The organism is Amycolatopsis sp. YIM 10 (assembly GCF_009429145.1).
Taxonomy (GTDB): domain Bacteria; phylum Actinomycetota; class Actinomycetes; order Mycobacteriales; family Pseudonocardiaceae; genus Amycolatopsis.
Genome location: NZ_CP045480.1, coordinates 2,395,058 through 2,419,897 on the forward strand (window position 1 = coordinate 2,395,058; position 24,840 = coordinate 2,419,897).

23 protein-coding genes are annotated in these 24,840 nt (G+C 70.8%); 18 read left to right on the forward strand and 5 right to left on the reverse strand.

From position 1 onward, the window contains the following. From YIM_RS11650 to YIM_RS11660, 3 genes are all read left to right on the forward strand, one after another. The gene (locus YIM_RS11650; RefSeq protein ID WP_153030368.1) at window positions 1–630 is read left to right on the forward strand and encodes a hypothetical protein; all 630 of its coding nucleotides are present in this window, start codon (window positions 1–3) and stop codon (window positions 628–630) included. Continuing rightward, on the forward strand, window positions 630–3,692 hold the full coding sequence (locus YIM_RS11655) for an ATP-binding protein (protein WP_153030369.1): 3,063 nt from the start codon (window positions 630–632) through the stop codon (window positions 3,690–3,692). The genes YIM_RS11650 and YIM_RS11655 overlap by 1 nt, the downstream gene beginning before the upstream one ends. A 219-nt stretch (window positions 3,693–3,911) precedes the next feature. Beyond that, window positions 3,912–4,469, forward strand: a complete 558-nt coding sequence (locus YIM_RS11660; RefSeq protein ID WP_153030370.1) for an EF-hand domain-containing protein — start codon at window positions 3,912–3,914, stop codon at window positions 4,467–4,469. Here YIM_RS11660 and YIM_RS11665 read toward each other — a convergent pair. Then, window positions 4,466–4,723 (reverse strand): DUF2631 domain-containing protein, encoded by a 258-nt coding sequence (locus YIM_RS11665; protein WP_153030371.1) that lies wholly within the window; start codon window positions 4,721–4,723, stop codon window positions 4,466–4,468. The genes YIM_RS11660 and YIM_RS11665 overlap by 4 nt on opposite strands. A 92-nt stretch (window positions 4,724–4,815) precedes the next feature. Here YIM_RS11665 and dxr point away from each other — a divergent pair, with 92 nt between their 5' ends. The 12 genes from dxr to YIM_RS11725 all read left to right on the forward strand — a co-directional run bounded on the left by dxr (window position 4,816) and on the right by YIM_RS11725 (window position 17,900). Further along, complete coding sequence (dxr, locus tag YIM_RS11670; RefSeq protein WP_153030372.1) at window positions 4,816–6,024, forward strand: 1-deoxy-D-xylulose-5-phosphate reductoisomerase; 1,209 nt, start codon at window positions 4,816–4,818, stop codon at window positions 6,022–6,024. Between the two features lie 3 nt (window positions 6,025–6,027). Further along, complete coding sequence (locus tag YIM_RS11675) at window positions 6,028–7,254, forward strand: RIP metalloprotease (RefSeq protein WP_153030373.1); 1,227 nt, start codon at window positions 6,028–6,030, stop codon at window positions 7,252–7,254. A gap of 120 nt (window positions 7,255–7,374) precedes the next feature. Further along, window positions 7,375–8,526, forward strand: coding sequence for a flavodoxin-dependent (E)-4-hydroxy-3-methylbut-2-enyl-diphosphate synthase (gene ispG, locus YIM_RS11680; RefSeq protein ID WP_153030374.1), 1,152 nt, complete (start codon window positions 7,375–7,377; stop codon window positions 8,524–8,526). Window positions 8,527–8,544: 18 nt separating this feature from the next. Continuing rightward, window positions 8,545–9,375, forward strand: a complete 831-nt coding sequence (locus tag YIM_RS11685; RefSeq protein WP_153030375.1) for an AraC family transcriptional regulator — start codon at window positions 8,545–8,547, stop codon at window positions 9,373–9,375. Window positions 9,376–9,380: 5 nt separating this feature from the next. Next, window positions 9,381–9,779 carry a VOC family protein gene (locus YIM_RS11690; RefSeq protein ID WP_153030376.1) on the forward strand — a complete coding sequence of 133 codons (399 nt, stop codon included), beginning with the start codon at window positions 9,381–9,383 and terminating at the stop codon, window positions 9,777–9,779. Between the two features lie 84 nt (window positions 9,780–9,863). Then, window positions 9,864–10,718: a DUF4081 domain-containing GNAT family N-acetyltransferase gene (locus tag YIM_RS11695; RefSeq protein WP_153030377.1), complete on the forward strand. Its 855-nt coding sequence runs from the start codon at window positions 9,864–9,866 to the stop codon at window positions 10,716–10,718. 13 nt (window positions 10,719–10,731) lie between these two features. Further along, entirely contained in the window at window positions 10,732–11,214 is a 483-nt protein-coding gene (locus YIM_RS11700) for a hypothetical protein (protein ID WP_153030378.1), read from the forward strand. Window positions 11,215–11,225: 11 nt separating this feature from the next. Further along, window positions 11,226–12,998, forward strand: a complete 1,773-nt coding sequence (locus YIM_RS11705; protein WP_228004680.1) for a penicillin-binding transpeptidase domain-containing protein — start codon at window positions 11,226–11,228, stop codon at window positions 12,996–12,998. A gap of 17 nt (window positions 12,999–13,015) precedes the next feature. Continuing rightward, on the forward strand, window positions 13,016–13,873 hold the full coding sequence (gene map, locus YIM_RS11710; RefSeq protein ID WP_153030379.1) for a type I methionyl aminopeptidase: 858 nt from the start codon (window positions 13,016–13,018) through the stop codon (window positions 13,871–13,873). Window positions 13,874–13,966: 93 nt separating this feature from the next. Continuing rightward, window positions 13,967–14,719: a 3-hydroxybutyrate dehydrogenase gene (locus tag YIM_RS11715; protein WP_153030380.1), complete on the forward strand. Its 753-nt coding sequence runs from the start codon at window positions 13,967–13,969 to the stop codon at window positions 14,717–14,719. A gap of 63 nt (window positions 14,720–14,782) precedes the next feature. Further along, a complete protein-coding gene (locus YIM_RS11720) occupies window positions 14,783–16,129 on the forward strand; it encodes an MFS transporter (RefSeq protein WP_153030381.1) in 1,347 nt (448 codons plus the stop codon). A gap of 4 nt (window positions 16,130–16,133) precedes the next feature. Next, window positions 16,134–17,900 carry a GAF domain-containing protein gene (locus tag YIM_RS11725; protein ID WP_153030382.1) on the forward strand — a complete coding sequence of 589 codons (1,767 nt, stop codon included), beginning with the start codon at window positions 16,134–16,136 and terminating at the stop codon, window positions 17,898–17,900. Here the strand turns inward: YIM_RS11725 and YIM_RS11730 are convergent. Continuing rightward, a complete protein-coding gene (locus YIM_RS11730; protein WP_153030383.1) occupies window positions 17,884–18,540 on the reverse strand; it encodes a FadR/GntR family transcriptional regulator in 657 nt (218 codons plus the stop codon). The genes YIM_RS11725 and YIM_RS11730 overlap by 17 nt on opposite strands. A gap of 74 nt (window positions 18,541–18,614) precedes the next feature. Here YIM_RS11730 and YIM_RS11735 point away from each other — a divergent pair, with 74 nt between their 5' ends. Beyond that, window positions 18,615–19,859: a CynX/NimT family MFS transporter gene (locus tag YIM_RS11735; RefSeq protein WP_370468976.1), complete on the forward strand. Its 1,245-nt coding sequence runs from the start codon at window positions 18,615–18,617 to the stop codon at window positions 19,857–19,859. 11 nt (window positions 19,860–19,870) lie between these two features. On the opposite strand, the gene YIM_RS11740 is transcribed toward YIM_RS11735, so the two are convergent. Both YIM_RS11740 and YIM_RS11745 read right to left on the reverse strand, forming a co-directional pair. Beyond that, complete coding sequence (locus YIM_RS11740; protein WP_153030384.1) at window positions 19,871–21,265, reverse strand: mycothione reductase; 1,395 nt, start codon at window positions 21,263–21,265, stop codon at window positions 19,871–19,873. Between the two features lie 74 nt (window positions 21,266–21,339). Beyond that, complete coding sequence (locus YIM_RS11745; protein WP_228004681.1) at window positions 21,340–22,191, reverse strand: M15 family metallopeptidase; 852 nt, start codon at window positions 22,189–22,191, stop codon at window positions 21,340–21,342. A 121-nt stretch (window positions 22,192–22,312) separates the two neighbouring features. Here YIM_RS11745 and YIM_RS11750 point away from each other — a divergent pair, with 121 nt between their 5' ends. Both YIM_RS11750 and YIM_RS11755 read left to right on the forward strand, forming a co-directional pair. Further along, window positions 22,313–23,101: a trypsin-like serine protease gene (locus YIM_RS11750; RefSeq protein WP_153030386.1), complete on the forward strand. Its 789-nt coding sequence runs from the start codon at window positions 22,313–22,315 to the stop codon at window positions 23,099–23,101. Between the two features lie 58 nt (window positions 23,102–23,159). Continuing rightward, entirely contained in the window at window positions 23,160–23,582 is a 423-nt protein-coding gene (locus YIM_RS11755; RefSeq protein WP_153030387.1) for a GNAT family N-acetyltransferase, read from the forward strand. 80 nt (window positions 23,583–23,662) lie between these two features. Here YIM_RS11755 and YIM_RS11760 read toward each other — a convergent pair whose 3' ends face one another. Next, the gene (locus YIM_RS11760; protein WP_153030388.1) at window positions 23,663–24,829 is read right to left on the reverse strand and encodes an 8-amino-7-oxononanoate synthase; all 1,167 of its coding nucleotides are present in this window, start codon (window positions 24,827–24,829) and stop codon (window positions 23,663–23,665) included. Window positions 24,830–24,840: the final 11 nt, after the last annotated feature.

Below are 24,840 nucleotides of genomic sequence, written 5' to 3' on the forward strand. Positions count from 1 at the left end.
ATGGCCGACCGATTGGGACACAAGCAGACCGCGGCGATGTTCACGCTGATGGTGCTCGCGCGCGAGGTGTCCAACCCGGAGTTGGAGACCGTCGTGGGCTTCACGCTCACCGGTGAGGTCCGCCGGCAGCTCAACGATCTCGGCTACGTCAACAGCAGGAAGGTCGGGCGCTCCTACAGCCACGAGCTGACCGACAGCGGGTGGAACTGGTGTGGCCAGGAAATGGGGGTGAAAACGCCGCCGCCGAACTCGCGCAGCAACCTGATCAACGGTTTGTACGTGCTGCTCGGCGGTTTCGACGAGTACCTGCGGCGGCAGGGGCTGCAACTGGCGCACCTGTTCACGCCCGAGGTGGAGCTGACCGAGGAGGAGATCGAACGCCGGATCCGGGAGGCCTACCGGCAGCTGGCCGGTACTTCGCGGGAGTGGGTGGGACTAGTCGACGTGCGGAAGAAGCTCGGTGAGGCACCGCGGAAGAAGGTCGACGCGGTGCTGAAGGCACTGAGCGGTCAGGGGCGGTGGCACCTGGCACCCGACTCCGACCGCAAGGCCCTCACCGCCGCCGACCACGAGGCGGCGATCCGCATCGGCGGTGATGACAGCCATCTGCTCAAGATCGAGGTGCCGTGATGGACCGGCTGGCCGTGCTGTCGGCACTGCACCTCGACTGGGCCGACACCCCCGACCACGTGTGGCGTGATTCGCCGTACCACGTCGACGGCCTGCACACCGACGTGCTGGCGGCGGTCGACGTCGGCATCCGCAACGCCTCGGCCAGCAACGGTCCCAGCCCGATCGGGCTTGTGCTCCAGGGGAAGAAGGGTGTCGGCAAGACGCACTTGCTGGGGCTGGTCCGCCGTCACGTGCACGGCGCCCGCGGGTATTTCTTCCTCAACGACCTCACCACCGGGGACGCCTTCTGGGACGACACCGCGCAGGCACTGCGACGCGGTCTGCTGCAGCGGGACGAATCGGGTGTTTCGCAGTTGGTGAGCTTCCTCCGGCGGGTGTGCCTGAGCGCGAGCATCAGCGGTGAGGTGACCGGGCGGATCCTGAACGGGCGCGGGCTGACCAAGAACGACGTCGACGAGTTCCTCGTGGGCCTGCGCCGCCTGGACCGGGCGGCGGCCGTCGAATGCGCTGACGTGGCGCGAGCGCTGGTGCTCTACGCGAGCGACGACACGGCCACCAGCGACGTCGCCGACTACTACCTGGACGGCTCCGACGAGTACAAGCCGGGTGAGCGGCGGAAATGGGGTATCCGCCGCTCACCCAAACCGCCGATGGACCAGGTGCGGGACATCACCCGGCTGCTGGCGCTGACCGGGCCGATCGTGATCGGGGTCGACCAGCTCGACACGCTGATCGCGTACTCCGCGCAGCGCGAGCCGGACTCCGGCGGCGAGCAGGTGCTGGTGGCGCAGATCGCCGACGGTCTGATGCGGTTGCGCGAGGTGACTCACCGGACGATGACCGTGCTCATGTGCTTGCCCAACACCTGGATGCACATCAAGGACCAGGCAGCGGACACGGTGCCGGACCGGTTCCGCGAATCACTGACGCTCGGCCGGGTGCCGACCGCCGACCTCGGCCGCGCGCTGGTGGAGAAGCGGCTCGGCGTGGCGTACCAGGCGGTCGGGTTCACCCCGCCGCACCCGACCTGGCCGATCGCGGCGTCGGCGTTCGAAGGGGAGTGGGACCAGTGGACCCCGCGTGAGCTGCTGCAGCGGATCGGTGCGCATATCGACGGTTGCCTGCGTGCCGGGGTGGTCACCGAGCTGGCCTCGTTCGACAGCCAGGCGCCGGTTTCGCCGCGTTCCGTGCCGGTACCGGATCGCTTCGCCGAACTGGATGAGAAGTTCGAGAAGTTGCACGCTGAAGCCGATCCGTCGAGGTTGCTCGACCCGGACACCGAAGACGAAGTCATGCCGGTTCTGTTCTCGGCGGCGTTGCGGGGATGGATCACCGAGGTCGGCAACGACGACGTGGAATGGAATCGTCCTCCGCAGGACGAGCAGGGGCAGCTGCACGCGCGGCTCACCAGAACCCTCGACGAGGCCTCCGATCTGGAGGAGCACTGGGCTTTCCGGTCGATCGCCGCTCCGCATCCCATTTCCGTGCTGCACCGGTTGCGGAAGGCGCGCTCGGCCATCGGACTGCGGCCGGGTGCGGGCAACCGGCACCTGATCCTGGTCCGGAACTCGGCGTGGTCGAAGGGGGCGAAGACACAGGCGGAGCTGGCGGCGTTCAAAGCCGCGGGAGGCAAGCACCTCAAGCTTTCCGACGAGGACATGCGGACGTTCTGGGCGCTGGACAAGATGTTCGCCGAGAGCGGCGCCGATCTGCACGAGTGGCTGGTCGATCGGCGGCCTGCCGGGCGGTCGGAACTGCTTTCGGCCGTGTTGCCCGAAGTGTCCACTGAGGACCGCGGGAACGGCTCGCACCCGCCGCCCGCCGGGGACGAGATCACGCTGGGCACGGTCGTCGGGACCGGAGAACCGGTGCGGCTCGAACTTTCGGCCCTGCGTAAGCACGCGGCGGTGTTCGCCGGGTCGGGGTCGGGGAAAACCGTGCTGCTGCGGCGGATCGTGGAGGAGTGCGCGCTGCGCGGGGTGTCCGCGATCGTGCTCGACCCGAACAACGACCTCGCCCGCCTCGGCGACGCGTGGCCGAGCCCGCCCGCGGGCTGGGGACCGGACGACGCGTCGCTGGCCGAGCGGTACCTGGCGGACACGGACGTGGTCGTGTGGACACCCGGCCGGGCCACCGGCAGGCCGCTGGCCTTCCAGCCACTGCCGGATTTCGAAGGCGTGCTGAACGACGAGGACGAATTCGGTGCCGCGGTGGAGGTGGCCGTGGCGACGCTGGCACCGCAGGCGCGGCTCACCGGCGGCACGGCGAAGGTCAAAATCGGTCTCGCCGTGCTGCGGCAGGCGGTCGTGCACCACGCCCGTACCGGGTCGCGCAGCTTGCCCGCGCTGATCGCGCTGCTCGAGGAATTGCCGGAGGGGGTCAGCAATCTCAACGGCGCGCCGCGCATCGCCGCGGATCTGGCCGAGGTGCTCAAGGCCGCCATGGTGAACGACCCGCTGCTGGCGGGCACCGGCACGGCTGTCGACCCGGGCAGCCTGCTCACGCCGGGGCCGGGCAAGCGCGCCAGGGTGTCGGTGATCAGCTTCGTCGGCCTGCCGGCGGAGGAGCAGCGGCAGAACTTCGTCAACCAGCTGCAGATGGAGTTGTTCGCGTGGATCAAGCGGAACCCGGCTGGGGACCGGCCGCTCGGTGCGCTCTTCGTGATGGACGAGGCCCAGACGCTCGCCGCTTCCGGCAGCCTCACCGCGAGCACCCGCAGCACGATCGTGCTCGCTTCGCAGGCCAGGAAGTACGGACTGGGCCTGCTGTTCGCCACGCAGGCGCCGAAGGGCCTGCACAACCAGGTGACGGGCAACGCGATGACCCAGTTCTTCGGCAGGCTCAACAGCCCGGCGCAGATCGCCGCGGCCAACGAACTCGCACGCGCGAAGGGCAGCCCGGTCGCGGACATCTCGCGCCTGGAACGCGCCCAGTTCTACGTTTCGGGCGAGGCCTTCGGCTTCCGGCAGGTCGCGACGCCGCTGTGCCTGACCCACCACCCGTCGAACCCCCTGCGCATCGAGGAGGTGCTCAACCGCGCTCGAGCCGAGGAGGACTGAGTTGCTCGCGGGAGCCGAGAAATGTGCATAACGCCTGTTGTCATCGCTGTTCACACCGATGCCGGGGGAAAGCACGCCGACGGACCATCGGGCGTGGTCGCGCTCGGTCACAGCCCGGTTCACCGGGTCGGGAAAATGGATGACCCGGGTGCTCGTTGTCGGCCGTCGCCGGGTTCGCCACCCTGGGGCGTCCCGCCGCCGTGTGAGAGGAACGCTGCCGTGTCGACCGAGTTCCAGAGACGCAAGATCGCCGGGGTGTTCAACGCGATGGACGCCAACTCCGACGGGCTGCTCGAAGAGACCGACTTCGAGGCGCTGACCGCGCGCTGGCTGGCCGTGCGCGACCGCGATCCCGAGCGCGACGCCCTGCTCAGGACCATCATGATGGGCTGGTGGTCCACCCTGCTGAACACCTCGGACCTCAACCGCGACAACAAGGTCACGCTGGACGAGGTGCTGCTCGTGGTGGACCGGCTCGGGTCGATGGCCGACGTGGTGGCAGGCACCGCGCGCGCCATGTTCGAGGCCATCGACGAGAACGGTGACGGGGAGATCGCCGCCGACGAGTACCGCCGGCTCATCGAGGCGTGGAGCGGGGAGCGCGTCGACACCGACGAGGTCTTCCCGCTGCTCGACTCCGACGGTGACGGGCGGATCTCCAAGGCGGAGTTCGCCCAGCTGTGGACCGAGTTCTGGGCCGGGAACGATCCGGAGGCCCCGGGGACCTGGGTGTTCGGCCGGTTCGAGCTACCGGTCGGCCAGAGCCCGCAGTCCTAGCGGCGCCAGGCCGTGCGGCGCTTGCGCAGGTCCAGCAGCAGCGCGAAGACGATGCCGATCGCGATGGCGACCAGCCAGATGTCCTCCATCGCGTTGCGGTGGTTGCCGATCAGCATCACCAGCAGCGCGGCCGCGCTGAGCCAGCCGGCCAGCCGGGTGGCCTTCGGGAACGTGCCGTGCCAGCCCCACTCGGCCGACGGCTCGTCGCGGGGGTCGACCTGGTTCGCCCGCTTCTCGACCGCCTTGCTCGCCACGATCACTCCTCCACCACGCTGATTCCGGCAACCGAGATGATCCCACACCGCGCCGACCGGCCCGCGCCCGGAGTCCGCGATAATCGTCCGCGATGACTACTTCGCGCAGCCTCCTCGTGCTCGGTTCCACCGGTTCGATCGGCACCCAGGCCCTCGACGTCGCCGAGCGCAATCCCGGCATGTTCCGGGTGGCGGGCCTCGCCGCGGGCGGTTCCGACCCGGCACTGCTCGCCGCGCAGGCCATCGCCCACCAGGCCGAGGCCATCGCGGTGATCAAGCCGACCGCGGTGGAGGACCTGCAGCTCGCGCTGTACGCCGAAGCCCAGCGCCGCGGCTACTCGCGCGGTGAGTACCGCCTGCCGCGCATCTACGCCGGCGCCGATTCTGTGACCGAACTCATCGCGAGCGTCCCGGTCGACGTGGTGCTCAACGGCATGCCCGGCTCCCAGGGCCTCGCCCCGACGCTGTGCGCGCTGGAGACCGGCGCCACCCTGGCGCTGGCCAACAAGGAGTCGCTGATCGCGGGCGGCCCGCTGGTGCTCGCCGCGGCCAAGCCCGGCCAGCTGGTCCCGGTCGACTCCGAGCACTCGGCACTGGCGCAGGCCCTGCGCGGCGGCCGGGCCGAGGAGGTCTCGAAGCTGGTGCTGACCGCTTCCGGCGGTCCGTTCCGCGGCCGCCCGCGCGCCGAACTCGAGCACGTCACCGTGGACCAGGCGCTGGCGCACCCGAACTGGTCGATGGGCCCGGTGGTCACGATCAACTCGGCGACCCTGGTGAACAAGGGGCTGGAGCTGATCGAGGCACAGCTGCTGTTCGGCGTGCCCTACGCCGACATCGACGTGGTGGTGCACCCGCAGTCGATCGTGCACTCGATGGTCACCTTCACCGACGGTTCCACACTGGCCCAGGCCAGTCCGCCGGACATGCGGCTGCCGATCGCGCTGGCGCTGAACTGGCCGGACCGGGTGCCCGGCGCGGCGCCGGCCTGCGACTTCACCCAGGCCGCCGCGTGGACCTTCGAACCGCTGGACAACACCGCCTTCCCGGCGGTCGAGCTGGCCAGGAGCGCGGGCATGGCCGGTGGCTGCGTCCCGGCCGTCTACAACGCGGCGAACGAGGAGATGGTGGCGGCTTTCCGCGCGCAGAACGCTCGCTTCACCTCCATCGTGGACACTGTTGCCCAGGTGGTGGACGCCGCCGACGACTGGCGGCGCGAACCCCGCGACGTCGAAGACGTGCTAGCCGCGGAACAGTGGGCCCGTGCCCGCGCCGCGGAGATCAACCGGGCCGGAGGGAAGTAGGGCGTGCTCGCCTACATTTTCGGAGTGGCGCTGTTCGCGCTGGGCATCTGCGTTTCGGTCGCCCTGCACGAGGCGGGCCACATGCTCACCGCCAAGGCCTTCGGCATGAAGGTGCGGCGCTACTTCGTCGGCTTCGGCCCGACGGCCTTCTCCTTCCGCCGCGGGGAGACCGAGTACGGCCTGAAGTGGATTCCGCTCGGTGGTTTCTGCGACATCGCCGGCATGACCGCGCTCGACGAGGTCACCCCGGACGAGGCGCCGCGCGCGATGTGGCGGTTCAAGACCTGGAAGCGCACCGTGGTGATGGCCGCGGGCTCGGTGACGCACTTCATCCTCGGTTTTGTGGTGCTCTACCTGATGGCGGTCACCATGGGCCTGCCCAACCTGGAGCGGAACCCGGCGCCGGTGGTCGGCGCGGTCTCGCAGTGCGTGCGCGACGCGGCCACCCTGCAGGAGAACAACAACCCGGTCTGCCAGCCGGGTGACCGCGCACCCGCGCTCGAAGCGGGCATGCGCCCCGGTGACCAGATCCTCTCGATCAACGGCACCGCCACCCCGACCTGGGACGACATGCTCAAGGCGATCGGCGCGGCCGGTGGCCCGACCCCGATCGAGATCAAGCGCGGCGACCAGACCCTGATGCTGACCGTGGACGTGCCGAAGCTGGTGCGGCCCAAGGCGGACGGCACCGCGGGCACCGAGATGCGGGGTGCCATCGGCGCGGCGAAGCAGGACGACTCGGTGCTGCACTACGGCCCGATCGCGGCGATCGGCGGCGCGGCCACCTTCACCGGCGACATGTTCGTGCAGACCTGGCAGCGGATCGTCGAGTTCCCGCAGCGCATCCCGGCGGTGGTCGAGGCGATCTTCGGTGGCGAGCGCGACCCGGAGACGCCGATGAGCGTGGTCGGCGCGAGCCGGATCGGCGGTGAGGCGGTCGAGCACGGCCTGTGGGAGATCTTCCTGCTGCTGCTGGCCAGCCTGAACTTCTTCGTCGGCGTGTTCAACCTGCTGCCGCTGCTGCCGATGGACGGCGGGCACATCGCCATCGTCTGGTACGAGCGGGTGCGCGACTTCTTCCGCAAGCTGCGCGGCAAGGCCGCGGGCGGCCCGGTGGACTACACAAAGTTGTCCGCGGTCACGATGGTGTTGGTTTTCCTCGGCGGCGCGGTGGTCCTGCTCACCGTGACGGCCGACATCGTGAACCCGATCCGGATCATGTCCAACTAGAAAACCTCAGTTCAGGGGCTTGCGCTACGCCGTCCGCCGCCCGCACTCGGCCGAAACCGGGTGTGGGCGCGCCGGTATCGTGTGCGTTGTCATAGCCGCTGACTTTTCGCAGAGGAATCGATGACAGTCGCGCTTGGAATGCCCGCCCTGCCCCCGCCCGTGCTCTCCGAGCGCCGCAAGACCCGACAGTTGCAGGTGGGTCCGGTGGGCGTCGGCAGTGAGCACCCGATCTCGGTCCAGTCGATGACCACCACGCTGACCGCCGACGTGAACGCGACCCTGCAGCAGATCGCCGAGCTGACCGCGGCGGGCTGTGACATCGTCCGCGTGGCCTGCCCGAGCGCCGACGACGCCGAGGCGCTGCCCGCGATCGCCAGGAAGTCGCAGATCCCGGTGATCGCCGACATCCACTTCCAGCCGAAGTACGTCTTCGCCGCGATCGAGGCCGGCTGCGCCGCGGTCCGGGTCAACCCCGGCAACATCCGCAAGTTCGACGACCAGGTCAAGGAGATCGCGCAGGCGGCGAAGGACCACAACACGCCGATCCGGATCGGCGTGAACGCGGGTTCGCTGGACAAGCGGATCATGGACAAGTACGGCAAGGCGACTCCGGAGGCGCTGGCCGAGTCCGCGCTGTGGGAGGCGTCGCTGTTCGCCGAGCACGACTTCCACGACATCAAGATCTCGGTCAAGCACAACGACCCGGTGGTCATGGTGCGGGCCTACGAGCTGCTGGCCGAGCAGTGCGACTACCCGCTGCACCTCGGCGTGACCGAGGCCGGTCCGGCGTTCCAGGGCACCATCAAGTCCGCGGTGGCCTTCGGTGCGCTGCTGCGCCAGGGCATCGGCGACACCATCCGCGTGTCGCTGTCCGCGCCGCCGGTCGAAGAGGTCAAGGTCGGCATCCAGATCCTGCAGTCGCTGAACCTCAAGGAGCGGAAGCTGGAGATCGTCTCCTGCCCGTCCTGCGGGCGGGCGCAGGTGGACGTCTACACGCTCGCCGAGCAGGTCACCGCCGGTCTCGAGGGCATGGAGGTGCCGCTGCGCGTCGCGGTGATGGGCTGCGTGGTGAACGGACCCGGCGAGGCGCGTGAGGCCGATCTCGGCGTCGCTTCGGGCAACGGCAAGGGCCAGATCTTCGTCAAGGGCGAGGTCATCAAGACCGTGCCGGAGCACGCGATCGTCGAGACGCTGATCGAAGAGGCCATGCGCATCGCCGAAGAAGCGGGCGAGACCTCAGGCGCGGGAGAGCCGACCGTCACTGTCGGCTAGAGGGTTTACGCTGGTCAGGTGACTGATCAGTGGGCGGTCCGGCCGCCGCACCCCGCGTTGCGGCAGGTGGTGCGGCGGTACATCGGGTACCGCCAGCACGACGTCACACTGGCCGTGCACCGCGGCCTGCCGTCGCGGTCGGTCACCTTGATCATCAGCCTCGCCGAGCCGATCCGGCTGGTCGCCGGGCCGGGCACCGAGCACGGCCCGCTGCACCGGCACTGCGTGGTCGGCGGCCTGCACCTGGGGCCGGTGCTCATCGAACAGGACGCCTACCAGCAGGGCCTGCACATCGAGCTGAACCCGCTCGGCGTGCGGGCCCTGCTCGGCGTTTCGGCCACCGAACTGGCGTCGACCACCATCGACGCCGGTGAGCTGCCGGTGCCGTGGGCGCGCGACCTGCCCGCGCGGCTGCTTGAGCTGCCGGACTGGGCGGCCCGGTTCGACCTGATGGACCGCGAGCTGGCGGCGGCGCTCGCGCCGGTCACGCTGGTTTCGGAGATCCAGTGGGCGTGGCGCTCGATGATCGCCGGGCACGGCGGGGTCGGGGTGACCGAGCTGGCCGGGGAAATCGGCTGGAGCAGGCGGCACTTCAGCGAGCGGTTCGCGCGCGAGGTCGGCGTCTCGCCGAAGCAGGCCGCGCGGCTGATGCGGTTCGAGCGCAGCGGCGACCTACTACGCGGCGGCGGCTGGCACAGCCTCGCCGACGTCGCGGCCCTGGCGGGCTATTACGACCAGGCGCACATGGCGAACGAATGGCGCGCGATGGCCGGTTGCCCGCCGAGCACGTGGATCGCCGAGGAGCTCCCGTTTCTCCAAGCCGACGGGTCGGATGCGCTCGCAGACTGAATGCCATGAGCGAACAGAAGGGTCCGGGCGTGTGGCCCGGTTTGAAGTACGACGACGCCGAAGCCGCCAGGGTTTTCCTGACCGAGGTGTTCGGTTTCACCGAAACCATGACCGTGCGTGGTGACGACGGGGTGTCGATCGCGCACGGTGAGCTGAAGTGGTCCGAGGGCGGCGGCGTGATGTACGGCTCGATGCTGGACGAGAACGGCCTGCCGAAGCCGTCGGCGGGGAGCCAGTGGCTGTACGTGGTGACCGCGGATCCCGACGCCGTGCACCAGCGCGCGACCGCGGGTGGCGCGAAGGTGCTGACCGAGCCGTACGAGACCGACTACGGATCGCGCAACGTGACGATCGCCGATCCGGAGGGCAACGTCTGGACCTTCGGCACCTATCCAGGGGCCTGAGACCAGGGCCGAGAGGGTGAAACCGGCCGCGACGCGCGGCCGGTTCACTTTCCGTCATCGGTTGTTATCTGGCAGGCTGTGGGGGTGTTGCGGCTAGCAGGTGCGCGGCTCCTCGATGATCGGGACTTTCCGGCGGTCCGCGCCGCGCTGGCCGCCGATCCCGTGGGCAGCTGCATGGTCAGCGCCCGGATCGAGGTGGCAGGCCTCGACCCGTGGCGCCTCGGTGGCGAGCTCTGGGCCGCCGACTCCCGGCCGCTGCGCTCCGGCCGCATCCAGGGCCTGTGCTTCTCCGGGCCCAACCTGATCCCGCTGCGTGGCAACGCCTCGGCACTGCGCTCGTTCGCCGATCGCGCGCTGCGCCGCCAGCGCACCTGCTCCTCCCTGGTCGGTCCGGCCGACCAGGTGCTCGGGCTGTGGGAGGAACTGGTCACCGAATGGGGTCCGGCCAGGGAGGTGCGGCACGACCAGCCGCTGCTCGCGCTGGACTCCTCGCCCGCCTGCACCCCGGACCACCTGGTCCGCCCGGTCCGCCCCGACGAGCTGGAGCGCTACCTGCCCGCCGCGATCGCGATGTTCATCGAAGAGGTCGGCATCGACCCCCGCGCCGGGGACGGCGGCGCCAGCTACCGCGCCAGGGTGGCCGAGCTGATCGCCGGTGGCCGCGCCTTCGCCCGGTTCGAGAACGGCGAAGTGGTGTTCAAGGCCGAGATCGGCGCGCTGTCGGCGACCGTCGGCCAGATCCAGGGTGTGTGGGTGCGGCCGGACCGCCGCGGCCACGGCCTTGGCACGCGGGGCACCGCGGCGGTGGTCTCGCGGCTGGTACGCGGCATGGGCCGCACGGCCAGCCTGTACGTCAACGCCTACAACGACCCGGCGCTGGCCGCCTATCGCAAGATCGGGTTCCAGCAGGTCGGGAGCTACGCGACGGTGCTCTTCTGATGGCGGTGTCCTGATGTCCACGATGGCGACCATCCGGATGATGGCCAACGACCGCAAGCGCTACTCCGCGCTCAAACCGCCCGAGCCCAAGGTCCGGCTGCTGGCCGCCGTGCTGCTGGTGGTGTTCGCGGCGATCGCCGTGCTGTGCGCGCTGACGCTGGGCTTCTGGGCGACCGTGCCGCCGGTGCTGCTGCTGCCGGTGGTGGTCGGCTGGTACCGCGGTTCACGGGTCGCCCTGCTGGTCAACGCGGCCGGGATCCGGGTGGGCAAGGACTTCGCCTCCTGGGAAGGGCTGGAGTCGGTGACCGTGCGGCCGGGGCCGCCCGGTGCGGTCGAGGCCGTGGTCGGCGAGCTGTCGGTGCTGGTGGACGCCAAGCACTACCGGGGTGACCGGCTGGCGGAGATGGTCGCCGCGCACGCCCCGGAGCAGGTCCGGTTCTCCGACGCGGAGGCACACCAGGGTGTCGTGCCCGCCGGAGCGGCTGACCACCGGTAATACTGCTGCCCGTGCGGGTACTGCGCGGGCTGGTGGTGGGTGTGGTCGCCGTGCTCTGCGCGTCCGGGCTGGCCGGGTGCTCGTTGTTCGCGGACGGCCCGCGCGAGATCACCGACCAGTTCCTCGCCGCGCTCGCCTCCGGTGACACGGCCGCCGCGGCGGCGCTGACCGACGCCCCGGAGTCCGCGAAGGCGACCCTCGACCAGGCTCGCGCGGCACTGGAACCGGAGCGGATCGACCACACCGTCGAGCACGTGGGCCAGGCGAGCCCGGCGGCCGCGCGCTACCGGCTCGACTGGCGGCTGCCCCGCGGGCGTGTCTGGTCCTACACCGCCGACGCCGAGCTGTACACCGTGGACGACGTCTGGAAGGTGCGGTGGCTGCCATCGGTGGTCCACCCCGGACTCGCCGTGCGGCAGCAGCTGGCGCTGCGCGTGGAGACGCCGCGGCAGGCGCCGGTGCTCGACCGGGACGGGCAGGCGCTGTTGGAACCGGAGACGGTGGTGGCGGTGCTGCTCGACCCGGCGCAGGCCGCGGCCACGGCCGGTCCGCTGGCCGCCGCGCTGAACCCGATCGACGCGAGCATCACCGAGCAATCCATTGTGGATGGTGCGAATGCGGTGCGGCCCAAGGCATATTCGGTGGTCACCCTGCGCCAGGCCGACTACCTGAAGGTGAAGCAGGCCATCTACGAACTGCCCGGCCTGCGGTTCAGCGAGCAGCGCCGCCTGCTGCCGGTGGACGCCTCGCTGGCCGAGCAGGTGCTGCCGTCGATCCGGTCCACTGTGGAGGAACAGGTGGCCGGGAACGCGGGCTGGCGGGTGGTCACCACGGACTCCGGCGGCGGTGAGGTCGCCGAACTGCACGCGCAGGAGGCGAAACCGGCCGACGCGGTCACCACCACGCTCAGCAGGCGGGTGCAGGCGGCGGGGGAGAAGGCGCTCGAGCCGGTGCCGGGCGCGGCGATGATCGTGGCACTGCAACCCTCGACCGGCGAGCTGCTCGCGGTGGCCCAGAACGCGCCTGCCGACCAGCAGGGCGCGATCGCGCTGACCGGCCGCTACCCGCCGGGCTCCACGTTCAAGATCGTCACCGCGGCCGCCGGACTGGGTGCGGGCAAGGTGAGGGCGGACACGCCGGTCGACTGCCCGGCCACCACCGTGGTCGACGGCAGGCTGATCCCGAACAACGACCGGTTCGCGCTGGGCACGGTGCCGCTGAGCCAGGCGTTCGCGCAGTCGTGCAACACCACCTTCGCCAGGCTGTCCACCGACCTGCCCGCGATGGCGCTCACCGACTCGGCCCGCGACCTGGGGCTCGGTGCCGACTTCGTGATCCCCGGGCTGACCACGATCACCGGTTCGGTGCCGCCGGCGGGCAGCATCGTGCAGCAGGCGGAGAACGGTTTCGGCCAGGGCACCGTGCTGGCCAGCCCGTTCGGCATGGCGGTGGTGGCCGGGACCGTCGCGAGTGGGCGGATCCCGGTGCCGTCGCTGCTGCGGGGTGCGGCGACCGAGGCGAAGAACCTGGGCGCGCCGGTGCGTCCCGAGGTGCTCGACGCGCTGCGCGGCATGATGCGCGAGGTGGTCACCGGCACCGCGTTGCGCGACCTGCCGGAGGTCCGCGGCAAAACCGGCACCGCGCAGTACGGCGACGGCAGCAACGCGCACGGCTGGTTCGTCGGTTACTCCGGTGATCTCGCCTTCGCCGTGTTGCTCACCGGGGCCGGTTCGTCGGGGCTCGCGGTCGAGGCGGCACACCGGTTCCTCACCGGGCTGGGCTGAAGTCGTAGGCTGGGGGCATGTCCCAGCGTGCCCCTCTGAAGCCCGGTGTGCAGTCGCCGCGCCGTGCCGTTCCCGCGTCCATCAAGCGTCCCGAGTACGTGGACCGGCCGGCGCCGAAGCGCGACACCGGGAACGGGGTGCGCACCCCCGAGGTGATCGAGGCCATGCGGGTGGCCAGCCGGATCGCCGCGCAGGCGCTGCAGGAGGGCGGCAAGGCGGTGAAGCCGGGCGCCACCACCGACGACGTGGACAAGGTGGTGCACGAGTTCCTGCTCGACCACCACGCCTACCCGTCGACGCTGGGTTACCGGAACTTCCCGAAGTCGTGCTGCACCTCGCTGAACGAGGTCATCTGCCACGGCATCCCCGACTCGACGGTGATCGAGGACGGCGACATCTGCAACATCGACGTGACCGCGTACATCGGGGACGTGCACGGCGACACCAACGCGACCTTCCTGGCCGGTGACGTCTCGGAGGAGGCGCGCCTGCTGGTCGAGCGCACGCACGAGGCGACCATGCGGGCGATCAAGGCGGTCCGCCCCGGGCGGCAGCTGAACGTGATCGGCCGGGTGATCGAGGCCTACGCGAAGCGGTTCGGCTACGGCGTGGTGCGGGACTTCACCGGTCACGGCGTCGGCCCCGCGTTCCACACCGCGCCGACCGTGCTGCACTACGAGGAGCCCTCGGTGACCACCGAGATCCTGCAGGGCATGACCTTCACCATCGAGCCGATGATCACCCTCGGCACCATCGACTACGACATCTGGTCCGACGACTGGACGGTCACCACGAAGGACAAGAAGTGGACCGCCCAGTTCGAGCACACCATCGTGGTGACCGAAACCGGCGCGGAGATCCTGACCCTGCCGTAGCCGCGCCCATGTGGGGCGCCGACATGAAAACCCGGTCCGCTGTGGCCGGTGCGCACATGGTCAGCGGGGAGTCCGGCTCGTAGCGTTCCCGCCATGAACGAGCCTGCGTTGCGCGGCCGCACCGCGCTGGTCACCGGGGGTGCGGCAGGCATCGGCCGCGCCTGCGTAACCGCGCTGACCGCGGCCGGGGCCAAGGTGCACTTCGCCGACCACCACGCCGAGCGGGCGGCCGAGGTGGCCGCCGAGACCGGCGCCATCCCGCACGTCACCGACCTCACCGCCCCCGGGGCGGTCGAGGCGCTGCCCGACGACGTGGACATCCTGGTCAACAACGCCGGGGTGCAGCACGTGGCCCCGATCCACGAGTTCCCGCCGGAGCGGTTCGCCGCGATGCACGAGCTGATGGTGCAGGTCCCGTTCCGGCTGATGCGCCACACCCTGCCGTCGATGTACCGCCGCGGCTGGGGGCGCCTGGTCGCCGTGTCCAGCGTGCACGGCCTCCGCGCGAGCGCGGGCAAGTCCGCCTACGTGGCGGCCAAGCACGCGCTCGAAGGGCTCAGCAAGGTCGCCGCGCTCGAAGGCGCCGAGCACGGCGTGACCAGCAACTGCGTCAACCCGGGTTACGTGCGCACCGCACTCGTCGAGGGTCAGGTTCGGGCGCAGGCCGAGCGGCACGGCATCGGCGAGGACGAGGTGCTCGACGAGGTCTTCCTCCGCCGTACCGCGATCAAGCGGCTGATCGAACCCGAGGAGGTCGCCGCGGTGGTCACCTGGCTGTGCGGCGACGCCGCCGGGTACCTCACCGGTGCCTCCGTTCCGCTCGACGGCGGCTGGACCGCCGGTTGACCGTCCGCTGCGCCCTCTACGCCCTCCCACCCGCCCTCTGCCCACAAAGAAGTGGTGATGTTCATGGCTGAAACCGTGTCCCCGCCGCGCCGGAAGATCGTCAAGATCGTCGGCGCCAGCCTGGTCGGGACGACCATCGAGTGGTACGACTTCTTCCTCTTCGCCTCGGCCGCGACCCTGGTCTTCAACAAGCTGTTCTTCCCCGGCTCCGACCCGCTCACCGGCACCTTGTTCGCGCTGGGCAGCTACGCCATCGGCTTTGTCGCGCGGCCGCTGGGCGGGCTGGTGTTCGGCCACTACGGCGACAAGATCGGCCGCAAGAAGCTGCTGGTGCTGAGCCTGCTGCTGATGGGCGGCGCCACCTTCGCGATGGGCCTGCTGCCCACCTACGCCGCCATCGGCGTGGCCGCGCCGATCCTGCTCACCGTGCTGCGGCTGGTGCAGGGCTTCGCGCTCGGCGGTGAGTGGGGCGGCGCGGTGCTGATCGTCTCCGAGCACGGTGATCCGGCCAGGCGCGGGTTCTGGGCGTCGTGGCCGCAGGCCGGCGCGCCCGGCGGGAACCTGCTCGCCACCGCGGTGCTGGCCATTCTCGCCAGTGTCCAGTCCGACGCCGCGTTCGAGTCGTGGGGCTGGCGCATCCCGTTCCTGCTCTCCGGCCTGCTGGTGGCGATCGGGTTGTGGATCCGGCTCTCGGTCGAGGAGTCACCGGTGTTCGTCGAGGCCGCCAAGAAGGCGGGCGGCAAGGTGGAGAAGGCACCGATCGTCACCGTGCTCAAGCACAGCTGGCGCGAGGTGCTGATCGCGATGGGCGCGCGCTTCGCGGAGAACGTGTCCTACTACATCCTGACCGCGTTCATCCTGGTCTACATCACCGTCGGGCTGGAAATGCCGAAGGGCGTCGGGCTGAACGCGGTGCTGATCGGCTCGGCCGTGCACTTCGTCACCATCCCGGTGTGGGGCGCGCTGTCCGACCGCTTCGGCCGTCGCGCGGTGTACCTGTTCGGCGCGGGCGCGATGCTGATCTGGTCGTTCGTCTTCTTCGCCATGCTGGACACCAAGTCGTTCGGCCTGATGGTGCTGGCCACCACGATCGGCCTGGTCCTGCACGGCGCGATGTACGGGCCGCAGGCGGCGTTCTTCTCCGAACTGTTCGGCACCCGGGTGCGGTACTCGGGCGCGTCGATCGGCTACCAGCTGGCCTCGATCCTGGCCGGTGGGCTGGCCCCGCTGATCGCCACCGCGATGCTGCGCGACTTCGGCGGCAGCCTGCCGGTGTCGATCTACGTCGCGGCGACCTGCGTGCTCACCATCGTCGCGGTCTACCTGGCCAAGGAGACCAAGGGCACCTCGCTGGCCGACGACGGGGAACCGGCTGAAGTGCGCGATGACCGCACGCCGGTGACACCATGACCGGATGAGCGCGGAGCTGCTGGACCTGATCGCCGCCGGGGCGAGCGCGCGGGAACTGGCGGCGGCGGGCGCGGATCCGCGGGCCACCGAGGCGGCCCTGCGGATCCACGCCACGCTCGCCGGGCACACCCGCCGCGAGGCCGAGCTGGCGGCGTTGTTCGACACCGCCAGCGACCTCGCCCGGCTGCGCGACACCGACGCGGTGCTTCAGTCGATCGTGCACCGGGCGCGGATGCTGCTGCGGGTGGACGTGTCGTACCTGAGCATGAACCGCCCCGGTACCGACGGCACGTACATGCGGGTCACCGACGGCTGCACCTCGGCGTTGTTCAAGGCGCTGCGGCTGGGCATGGGGGAGGGGCTCGGCGGGCTGGTCGCGCAGACGGCCCGCCCGTACGCCACCGCCGACTACCCGACCGACCCGCGGTTCCGCCACACCGGCCCGATCGACGAGGCCGTGCGCGACGAAGGGCTGATCGCGATCATCGGGGTCCCGCTGGCGCTCGGGGACGAAGTGATCGGTGTGCTCTACGCCTCCGATCGCCGCACCAGGCGGTTCTCCCCGGCCGAGGTGGCGCTGCTGTCCTCGCTGGCCGACCACGCCGCCATCGCGATCGACAACGCGCGGCTGATCGAGACCATCCAGGAGCACCACGCGACGATCGCGCGGGCGCAGGAGGCACACGACCGGCTGACCGCGCTGGTGCTCGGCGGCAGCGGGGTGCGTGAGGTGGCCGAAGCCGTGGCCGGGGTGCTGGGCGGCGGGATCACCGTGCACGACGCGACCGGCGCCGAACTCGGCCGGTCCGGTGTCGCGGCACCTCAACCATCGGCGGAAACCGTGGCCGCGTCGCAGTCGAGCGGGCGCGCGGTGGCCGAGGGCGGGGTCTGGACCTGTGCCGTGCTCGCCGGTCCCGAACTGCTCGGCAGCATCACGCTCACCGGGCGCGCGGATCTGGCCGACGCCGACCGGCGGCTGTTCGAACGGGCCGGGGTGGTGACCGCGCTTCTTCTGCTGCTGCGCCGATCCACCGCGGAAGCCGAGGACCGCGTGCGGGGTGAGCTGGTCGCCGACCTGCTCACCGCACCGCAGCGCGACCCGGAGGCGCTGATCGACCGGGCCCGCCGCGTCGGCGTCGATCTCGGTGCCGGGCACGTGGTGCTGGTGCTCCAGTCGGGGGCGTGTTCACGCGGCAGGCTCGCGGCCGCGGTCGCCGGGTACGCGGCACTGGCCGGGCTGCACGCGGAACAGGTGGTCGCGCTGATACCGCCGGACGAGGCCGCCGCCGATCCCGGCAAGCTGGCGTCGATGCTGGCCGGTGCCGCCGGTGGACCGGTGACGGTCGCCGCGGCCGGACCGGCGACCGGACCCGCCGGGCTGGCCGCCGCGCACGCCGAAGCCGCGCGCTGCCTGCGGGCGATGCTCGCGCTCGGCCGCGAAGGTGACGGCGCCACGGCCGCCGAACTCGGTTTTGTCGGCGTGCTGCTGGGCGATCGGGCGAACACCGCCGGATTCGTGCGGTCGGTGCTCGGGCCGGTGCTGGACTACGACGAACGCCGCGGCACGGAACTGGTCAAAACGCTGAACTGCTACTTCGCCGCGGGCGGAAACCTCGCGCGGGCAAAGGATTCGCTGCACGTGCACGTGAACACGGTGGCGCAGCGGCTGGAACGGATCGCCGCGCTGCTCGGGCCGGACTGGTCCTCCCCGGCCGGCGCGCTGGAACTCCAGCTGGCGCTACGGCTGCACCGGCTTAGTCAATCCCCTTGAGCAGTTCGTCGAGGAAGCCGCTCGCTTCGGTGACCGCGCGTTCCGGGTCCCCGTCGGCGATGGCTTCGAGCAGCCCCGTGTGCGAGACGTTGTCCGCGTGCTTGGTCGCCTCGACCGAAGCGGCGACCACCTCGCTCAGCCCGCGGTACAGCTCGGTCAGCAGGTTGTTGTGTCCACATTGGACAACGGCGAGGTGGAAGCTGGCGTCCGCCTGGACGAACTCGTCGAAACGCTTCTCCGCCAGTGCCGCGTCGCGGATGCGGAGCAGCTCGGTGAGGTTGGCCAGTTCGGCTTCGGTGCGTTCGGTCGCGGCCATCCGCGCGCCCTCGACCTCGAGCGTCCGCCGCACCTGGAGCACTTCGCGCAGTTCGGAACCGCACAGCCGCCGCACCGCGCCGGAGACTTCGCTGGTGGCGCGGACGTAGGTGCCGTCGCCCTGGCGCACTTCGAGCAAACCGCTGTGGGACAAGGCACGCACGGCCTCACGGACGGTGTTCCGGCCGACACCCAGCGCTGTCACCAGCTCGCTCTCCGGCGGAATCCGCTCGCCGACCGGCCATTCGCCCGCGGTCACGGCCTCGCGCAACTGCCCGATCACCTGGTCGACGAGCCCGGTCCGGCGGGTGGTGGCCAACGGCACTGTGACATTCCTTTCGCGCGTCGGGGCCAGTTTCGGGGTTCAACCAATCATCCTACGTCTGCCATACTAGCCCCGTGTCCGTCGAATCCGAGGTTTCGATCAAGCAACGTGCCCTGGCCGGCGCGATCGAACCCATCCGCCGGTCACGGAATCTCGCCGTCGCCGGTGGCACGCTGATCGCACTGGCCGTGGTGCTCGCCGCGCTGAACCTGCGCCCCGCGATCACCAGTGTGGGCCCACTGCTCGACGAGGCAAGGACCTCCCTCGGCGCCTCCGGCACCTGGGCCGGATTGCTCACCACTTTGCCAGGCTTGTGCTTCGCTGTCGCCGGACTCGCCGCACCGCGTCTGGCGCGCCGGGTGGGCATGGGCAGTGCGGTCGCACTGGCACTGGGCATTCTCGGTGTCGGGCTGATCGTGCGGGTGCTCGACGGCCCGCTGGTGGTGCTCGGCGGCACGCTCGTCTCCAGCGCCGGTATCGCGCTGGCGAACGTGCTGGTCCCGGTGGTGGTCAAGGATTCCTTCCCGGCCAGGGTCGGCCTGATGACCGGCATCTACACCGCCGCGCTCAACCTGGGCGGGGCTTCGGGATCCGCGCTTTCACCGAAGCTGGACGCGCTGCTCAACGGATGGCGGCCCGCGCTGGGTGCGTGGGCGCTGCTGGCCTTCCTGGCACTGGTGGTCTGGCGGATCGCGATCCGCGGCGGCGCCCGCGCCACCGACGACCCCGCCGGCGCCCGCGGCGAACCTCGGCGGTCGCTGCTGCGCAGCCCGCTCGCCTGGATCGTCACCCTGTTCTTCGGGCTGCAGTCGTTCCTGGCCTACGTGGTGATGGGCTGGTTCCCGCAGGTGCTGATGGACGCCGGGCTGACCCGCGGTGACGCCGGACTGGTGGTCGGGCTGATGTCGCTGCTGGCGGTACCGATCAGCCTGACCGTGCCCGCGCTCGCCGCGCGCCAGCGCAACCAGACCTGGTGGATCGTCGGGCTCGGCGTGTTCTCCATGGCGGGTCTCGGCGGGCTGATCCTGGCGCCCACCGCGGCGCCGCTGCTGTGGGCCGTGCTCACCGGCATCGGCATGAGCGTGTTCTCCATGGCGGTGATGGTGATCGCGCTGCGGGCGCGCGCCGGGGACGAGACCGCGCGGCTGTCCGGCATGGTGCAGGGCTTCGGTTACCTGCTCGCCGCGGTCGGTCCGTTCCTGTTCGGCTTCCTGCACGACGTCACCGCGGGCTGGACGGTGCCGCTGGCCGTGGTGTTCGGCGTGGTGGTGGCCCAGACGATCTTCGGCGGCCTGGCCGGCCGCGACAAGCTCGTCTGAGCCGTTCCCCCTCAGTCGTCCAGCGGCAGGTTCAGCAGCGCGTTCTCGATCAGTTCCGGCATCGCCGGGTGGATCCAGTACTGCCCGCGTGCCATCTGCCGCGCGTCCAGGCCGAAGCTCATCGCCTGGATCACCGGCTGGATCAGGCTTCCCGCCTGCGGGCCGATGATGTGCGCGCCGAGCAGCTGCCCGGTGGCGGGGTCGGCGAGCAGCTTCGCGAAGCCGGTGGTGTCCTCCATCGCCCAGCCGTAGGCGATCCCGGCGTAGTCCTGGGTGTAGGTCACGTAGTTGACGCCCCGCGCCTTGGCCTGCGCCTCGGTCAGGCCGACCGCCGCGATCTGGGGCGCGCTGAACACCGCGTGCGGCACGAACCGGTGGTCCGCCGCGACCGGGGCGTCCGGGTGGAGCAGGTTGTGCTGCACCACGCGCTGTTCGTGGTTCGCCACGTGCTTCAGCTCGTACACCGAGGAAATGTCGCCGAGCGCGTAGATGCCGTCGACCCCGGTGCGCTGGTACTCGTCCACCACCACGTGCCCGCTGTCCTTTGTGGACACACCGGTGGCGGCGACGTCGAGCAGGTCCGAGTTCGGCCTGCGCCCGGTGGCCACCAGCAGCAGGCCCGCGTCGATCGTCTCGGTGCCGTCCGGGCCTTCGAGGTCGAGCGAGACGCCGGTGTCGGTGCGGCGCACCTTGGTGGTCCGCCGGTTCAGCCGGACGTCGTACTTCTCCGCCGCCAGTTCGGTGAACCGCTGGCTGACCGCCTCGTCCTCGGCACGCAGCAGCGCACCCGAGCGCGCGACCACGGTGACCTCGACGCCGAACGAGGAGAAGACGTGCGCGAACTCGGCGGCGATGAACCCGCTGCCGAGAATGACCAGCCGCTCGGGCAGCTCGTCGATCCGCATCACCGTGTCCGACGTGTAGTAGCCGCTGTCGGCGAGGCCGGGGATGTCCGGGATCACCGGACGGCCACCGGCGGCGAGCACGAACCGGTCCGCGGTCAGCGTTTCCGTGCCGCCGTCGTTGAGGCTCACCTGGAGCTGCTTCATCCCGGTGAACCGGCCTTCGCCCTCGTAGACGTCGACGTTGGCGTTGTCTTCGTGCTCGACGCGGTACTGCTTGCCGCCCGCGGCGATCGGGTCGATCCGGCCGAAGATCCGGTCGCGGATCTCGCGCCAGCGCACCCCGGTCAGCTCCAGGTCCACGCCCAGCTTCGCGCCGGCGGGCACGGCCGCGGCCAGATCGGCCGGGTAGACGAACATCTTGGTCGGGATGCAGCCCACGTTCAGGCAGGTGCCGCCGAAGGTGCCCTTTTCCACGATCGCGGTCTTCCAGCCGGCGAACCGCGGGTCGAGCACGGAGTTGCCGGAGCCGGTGCCGATGATCACCAGGTCGTAGTGGGGCACGCTGCCATCCTGTCGGTAGAAGGGTGGGTTCTTCTCGTCGGTCAAACCTAACGCGGGTACCGGTTTGTTCCCGGTCAGCCGCCGGTGGCGGAGAAGTGCATCAGGTCCTTCGGCGAGTCCCAGGTGCCGCCCCAGGTCCAGCCGATGGCCCGGAAGGCCCGCTCGGCCACCCCGCCGGGCAGGACCATGCCCGGTCGCTGGTTGGCGCGGTCGGTGTAGGCCGAAGCCAGCTCCGGCAGCACCAGGTCACCCTTGAGATAGGGGTTGCAGAACGGGTTCACGTCCACTGCCAGCCCCGAGGCGTGCGCGGACCAACTGCTCTGCCCGCGCACCGGGCGGCAGACGAAGGCGGTGGTGTTGTTGCCGTCACCGGTCGGCGGCGCGTCCAGTTCGTCGGCCCTGGTCACCCGCATCTCCTCGATCGGGAACTTCGCCGCGAACAGCGCGCCGAACGCCTCGGTGACCGGCTGCGCGACGGAGGCGTTCACCAGCATCTCGCCGGTGTGCGCCCGGCCGTCGAACCCCCAGAACGACATGGTCAGGTACCGCAGCTGCGCGGCGCCGACCGGGCAGCCGGGCTGCCAGGTGCTCCGCGCGAGCACGTCACCGGGCACCGCTTCGACGGTCGAGGCGTACTCGCCGCCGACCGGCGGGGGCAGCCGATCCGCGCTCGGGAGGTGCCGGTCGGCCAGTTCGGCCGGGGTCGGCAGCACCTCGCCGAAGCCGTCCGCGCGCAGCGGCAGCGGCCGGGCGCCGACCTGCCACGTCGGCTGGGGTGCCGGGGCCTCACTCGATCGGGTAACCGGCGGCTGCGGTGCCGGTGTCGCGCTCGGCGCGGGCGAAGGCGCAGGTGGGGGCTCCGCGCCGCAGGCGGTGAGCAGGAGCAGCAGCACGGCGAGAACCGCTGCCGGGGCCGTTGGTCGCACGCTCCCACTGTGACAGAGCCGCAGCGTGACCGGCAGTCCACCCGGTTCAGGGACACCGCTGCGGGGCTGGGCCATTTAGGGTAATCGGACCGCCTCCCCGACCTTCGAGAGGAACATCTCCATGCCGAACAAGTCCCGCCGCCGCGGGGTGCTGACGGCGGCCACCGCGGTGCTGGCCGGGGCCATCGCCCTGGTGCCCGCCGCAGGCGACGCGACCGCCACCAACACCCAGCCCTACATCGTCGGCGGGACCGAAGCCTCCATCGCGGACCACCCGTACGCGGTCTACCTCACCGATCGCGACGGCAACCAGTTCTGCGGCGGGGTGCTGATCTCGGGCAGGGGCGTGCTGACCGCGGCGCACTGCGCGCAGGCGATGAAGCGCACCGAGTTGCGCGTGGTCGCCGGGCGGCAGGACCAGCGCACCAGCGCCGGGGTGGTCAGCGAGGTGGACAAGGTGTGGATCAACCCGCAGTTCCGGGACCCGACCACCGGCAACGACGTCGCCGTGCTCACCCTCGACGAGGAAATGCCCTACCGCGCGGCGAAACTGCCGGACACCGGCGACGCCGACCTCTACCGCGAGGGCACCAAGGCCAAGGTGCTCGGCTGGGGCCGCACCGCCGACGGCGGCCCGCGCTCGGACTACCTGCGTGGTGCGCTCGTGCCGGTGGTTTCCGACGAGAGCTGCAAGAACAGCTTCAGCAGCTACGACAAGTCGACCATGCTCTGCGCCGGTTATCCCGACGGCGGGGTGGATGCCTGCCAGGGCGACTCCGGCGGCCCGCTGCTGGTCGGCGACACGGTGATCGGCATCGTCTCCTGGGGCGAGGGCTGCGCCCGGCCGGATCGCCCCGGTGTGTACGCGCGGGTGGCCGCGTTCACCACGGAGGTCCGCTCGCAGGACTGACGACTCCGCTCCTCCTTCCGACCACGGCGTGTGCTAGGCATACGCCGTGGTTGAAAGCATGGTTCGGGCCGCGACCGGGGACCAGGTGTCCGCCGGCGATCTCTATTCGATTCTCAAGCTGCGCGTGGACGTTTTTGTCGTCGAGCAGGAATGTCCCTACCCCGAGCTGGACGGCAGAGACCTGCTGCCGGGCACCAGGCACCTCTGGCTGAACGGCGAGTCCGGGGTGGATTCCTACCTGCGCGTGCTCGAAGAGCCGGGCGGCGGGTTCCGCATCGGACGCGTGGTCACCGCGGGTTCGGCCCGCGGGCGCGGCCTGGCCGCGCAGCTGATGAACGCCGCGCTCGAGTCCATTTCGGACGCTCCGGCGGTGCTGGACGCGCAGACCTACGCCAAGGGCTTCTACGCGAAGTTCGGCTTCGAACCGACCGGGGAAGAGTTCCTCGAAGACGGCATCCCGCACGTCACGATGCGCCGGTAGCCAGCAGTGTTTTGACAGTGGGTTGCGTGGCGGTGCGGGTTCACGGCCCACAACAAGCGGCTCCGCCGCTTATGAAGGACCTAACGCGGCGCGCAGTCCACGATCACCTTCACCGCGGCGTCCACATCGGACTCGGTGAGGTCGGCGCGGGCGGTGAGCCGGAGCCGGGAGATGCCGTCCGGTACCGACGGCGGGCGGAAGCAGCCGACGCGGACACCTTGTTCCGCACAGCTTTCCGCCCAGGCGACGGCCTTTTCCGGGCTCGGCGCCTGCACCGAGACCACCGCGGCGTCCGGGGTGCTCACGGTGAACCCGGCTTCGGCGAGCTTCTCGGACAGGCGGCTCGCCACCGCGAGCACCTTGCCGGGCAACTCGGGTTCGGCGCGCAGCACGTTCAGCGCGGACAACGCGGCGGCGGCGCTTCCCGGCGCGAGCGCGGTGTCGAAGATGAAGCTGCGCGCGGTGTCGACCAGGTGCTTGATCACGCGGCGCGGGCCGAGTACCGCGCCGCCCTGCGCGCCGAGCGACTTCGACAGCGTGATCGTGGTGACCACGTCGGGCGCACCCGCCAGACCCGCTTGGTGCACCGCGCCGCGGCCGCCTTCGCCGAGCACACCGAAGCCGTGCGCGTCGTCGACCAGCAGCGCCGCGCCGTGCGCGCGGCAGGCTTCGGCGAGTTCGCCGAGCTTCGCCAGATCACCGTCGACGGAGAACACCGAGTCGGTGACCACCAGCGCGCGCTGTTTGCGGCGCGTCGCGAGCGCGCGGGTGATTCCGGCGATGTCGCTGTGCGCGATCGCGGCGACGTCCGCGCGCGAAAGGCGGCAGCCCTCGATCAGCGAGGCGTGGATGTACTTGTCGGTGACGATCGCGGATTCCGCACCGGACAACGCGGTTACCGCGCCGAGGTTCGCGGCGAACCCGGAGGAGAACACCAGCGCCGCCTGCGTGCCGCAGAACCGCGCGAGTTCGTGCTCCAGTTCGGCGTGCAGTTCGGTCGACCCGGTGACCAGTCGTGAACCGGTCGACCCGGCGCCCCAGCGCAACGCGGCGGCCGCGGTGGCCCCGGCGACGCGCTTGTCGCGGGCCAGGCCGAGATAGTCGTTGCCGGCCAGGTCGACCTCGCCGGTGTCCGCGCGCCGGGGTCGCAGCCTGCGGACCAGCCCGGCGGCGGCGCGCTTTTCCGCTTCGGCGTCGAGCCAGTCGAAAACGTGGTCGGGCGCGGGGACTGGACCGGGTGCGTTCACGCCTGGCAGTC

What these genes read in the sequence shown, in the direction of transcription:
- YIM_RS11650 (WP_153030368.1), top strand. Translation starts at nt 1, where the DNA reads ATGGCCGACCGATTGGGACACAAGCAGACCGCGGCGATGTTCACGCTG.
- YIM_RS11655 (WP_153030369.1), top strand. Translation starts at nt 630, where the DNA reads ATGGACCGGCTGGCCGTGCTGTCGGCACTGCACCTCGACTGGGCCGAC.
- dxr (WP_153030372.1), top strand. Translation starts at nt 4,816, where the DNA reads ATGACTACTTCGCGCAGCCTCCTCGTGCTCGGTTCCACCGGTTCGATC.
- ispG (WP_153030374.1), top strand. Translation starts at nt 7,375, where the DNA reads ATGACAGTCGCGCTTGGAATGCCCGCCCTGCCCCCGCCCGTGCTCTCC.
- YIM_RS11690 (WP_153030376.1), top strand. Translation starts at nt 9,381, where the DNA reads ATGAGCGAACAGAAGGGTCCGGGCGTGTGGCCCGGTTTGAAGTACGAC.
- YIM_RS11700 (WP_153030378.1), top strand. Translation starts at nt 10,732, where the DNA reads ATGTCCACGATGGCGACCATCCGGATGATGGCCAACGACCGCAAGCGC.
- map (WP_153030379.1), top strand. Translation starts at nt 13,016, where the DNA reads ATGTCCCAGCGTGCCCCTCTGAAGCCCGGTGTGCAGTCGCCGCGCCGT.
- YIM_RS11715 (WP_153030380.1), top strand. Translation starts at nt 13,967, where the DNA reads ATGAACGAGCCTGCGTTGCGCGGCCGCACCGCGCTGGTCACCGGGGGT.
- YIM_RS11720 (WP_153030381.1), top strand. Translation starts at nt 14,783, where the DNA reads ATGGCTGAAACCGTGTCCCCGCCGCGCCGGAAGATCGTCAAGATCGTC.
- YIM_RS11725 (WP_153030382.1), top strand. Translation starts at nt 16,134, where the DNA reads ATGAGCGCGGAGCTGCTGGACCTGATCGCCGCCGGGGCGAGCGCGCGG.
- YIM_RS11750 (WP_153030386.1), top strand. Translation starts at nt 22,313, where the DNA reads ATGCCGAACAAGTCCCGCCGCCGCGGGGTGCTGACGGCGGCCACCGCG.
- YIM_RS11755 (WP_153030387.1), top strand. Translation starts at nt 23,160, where the DNA reads ATGGTTCGGGCCGCGACCGGGGACCAGGTGTCCGCCGGCGATCTCTAT.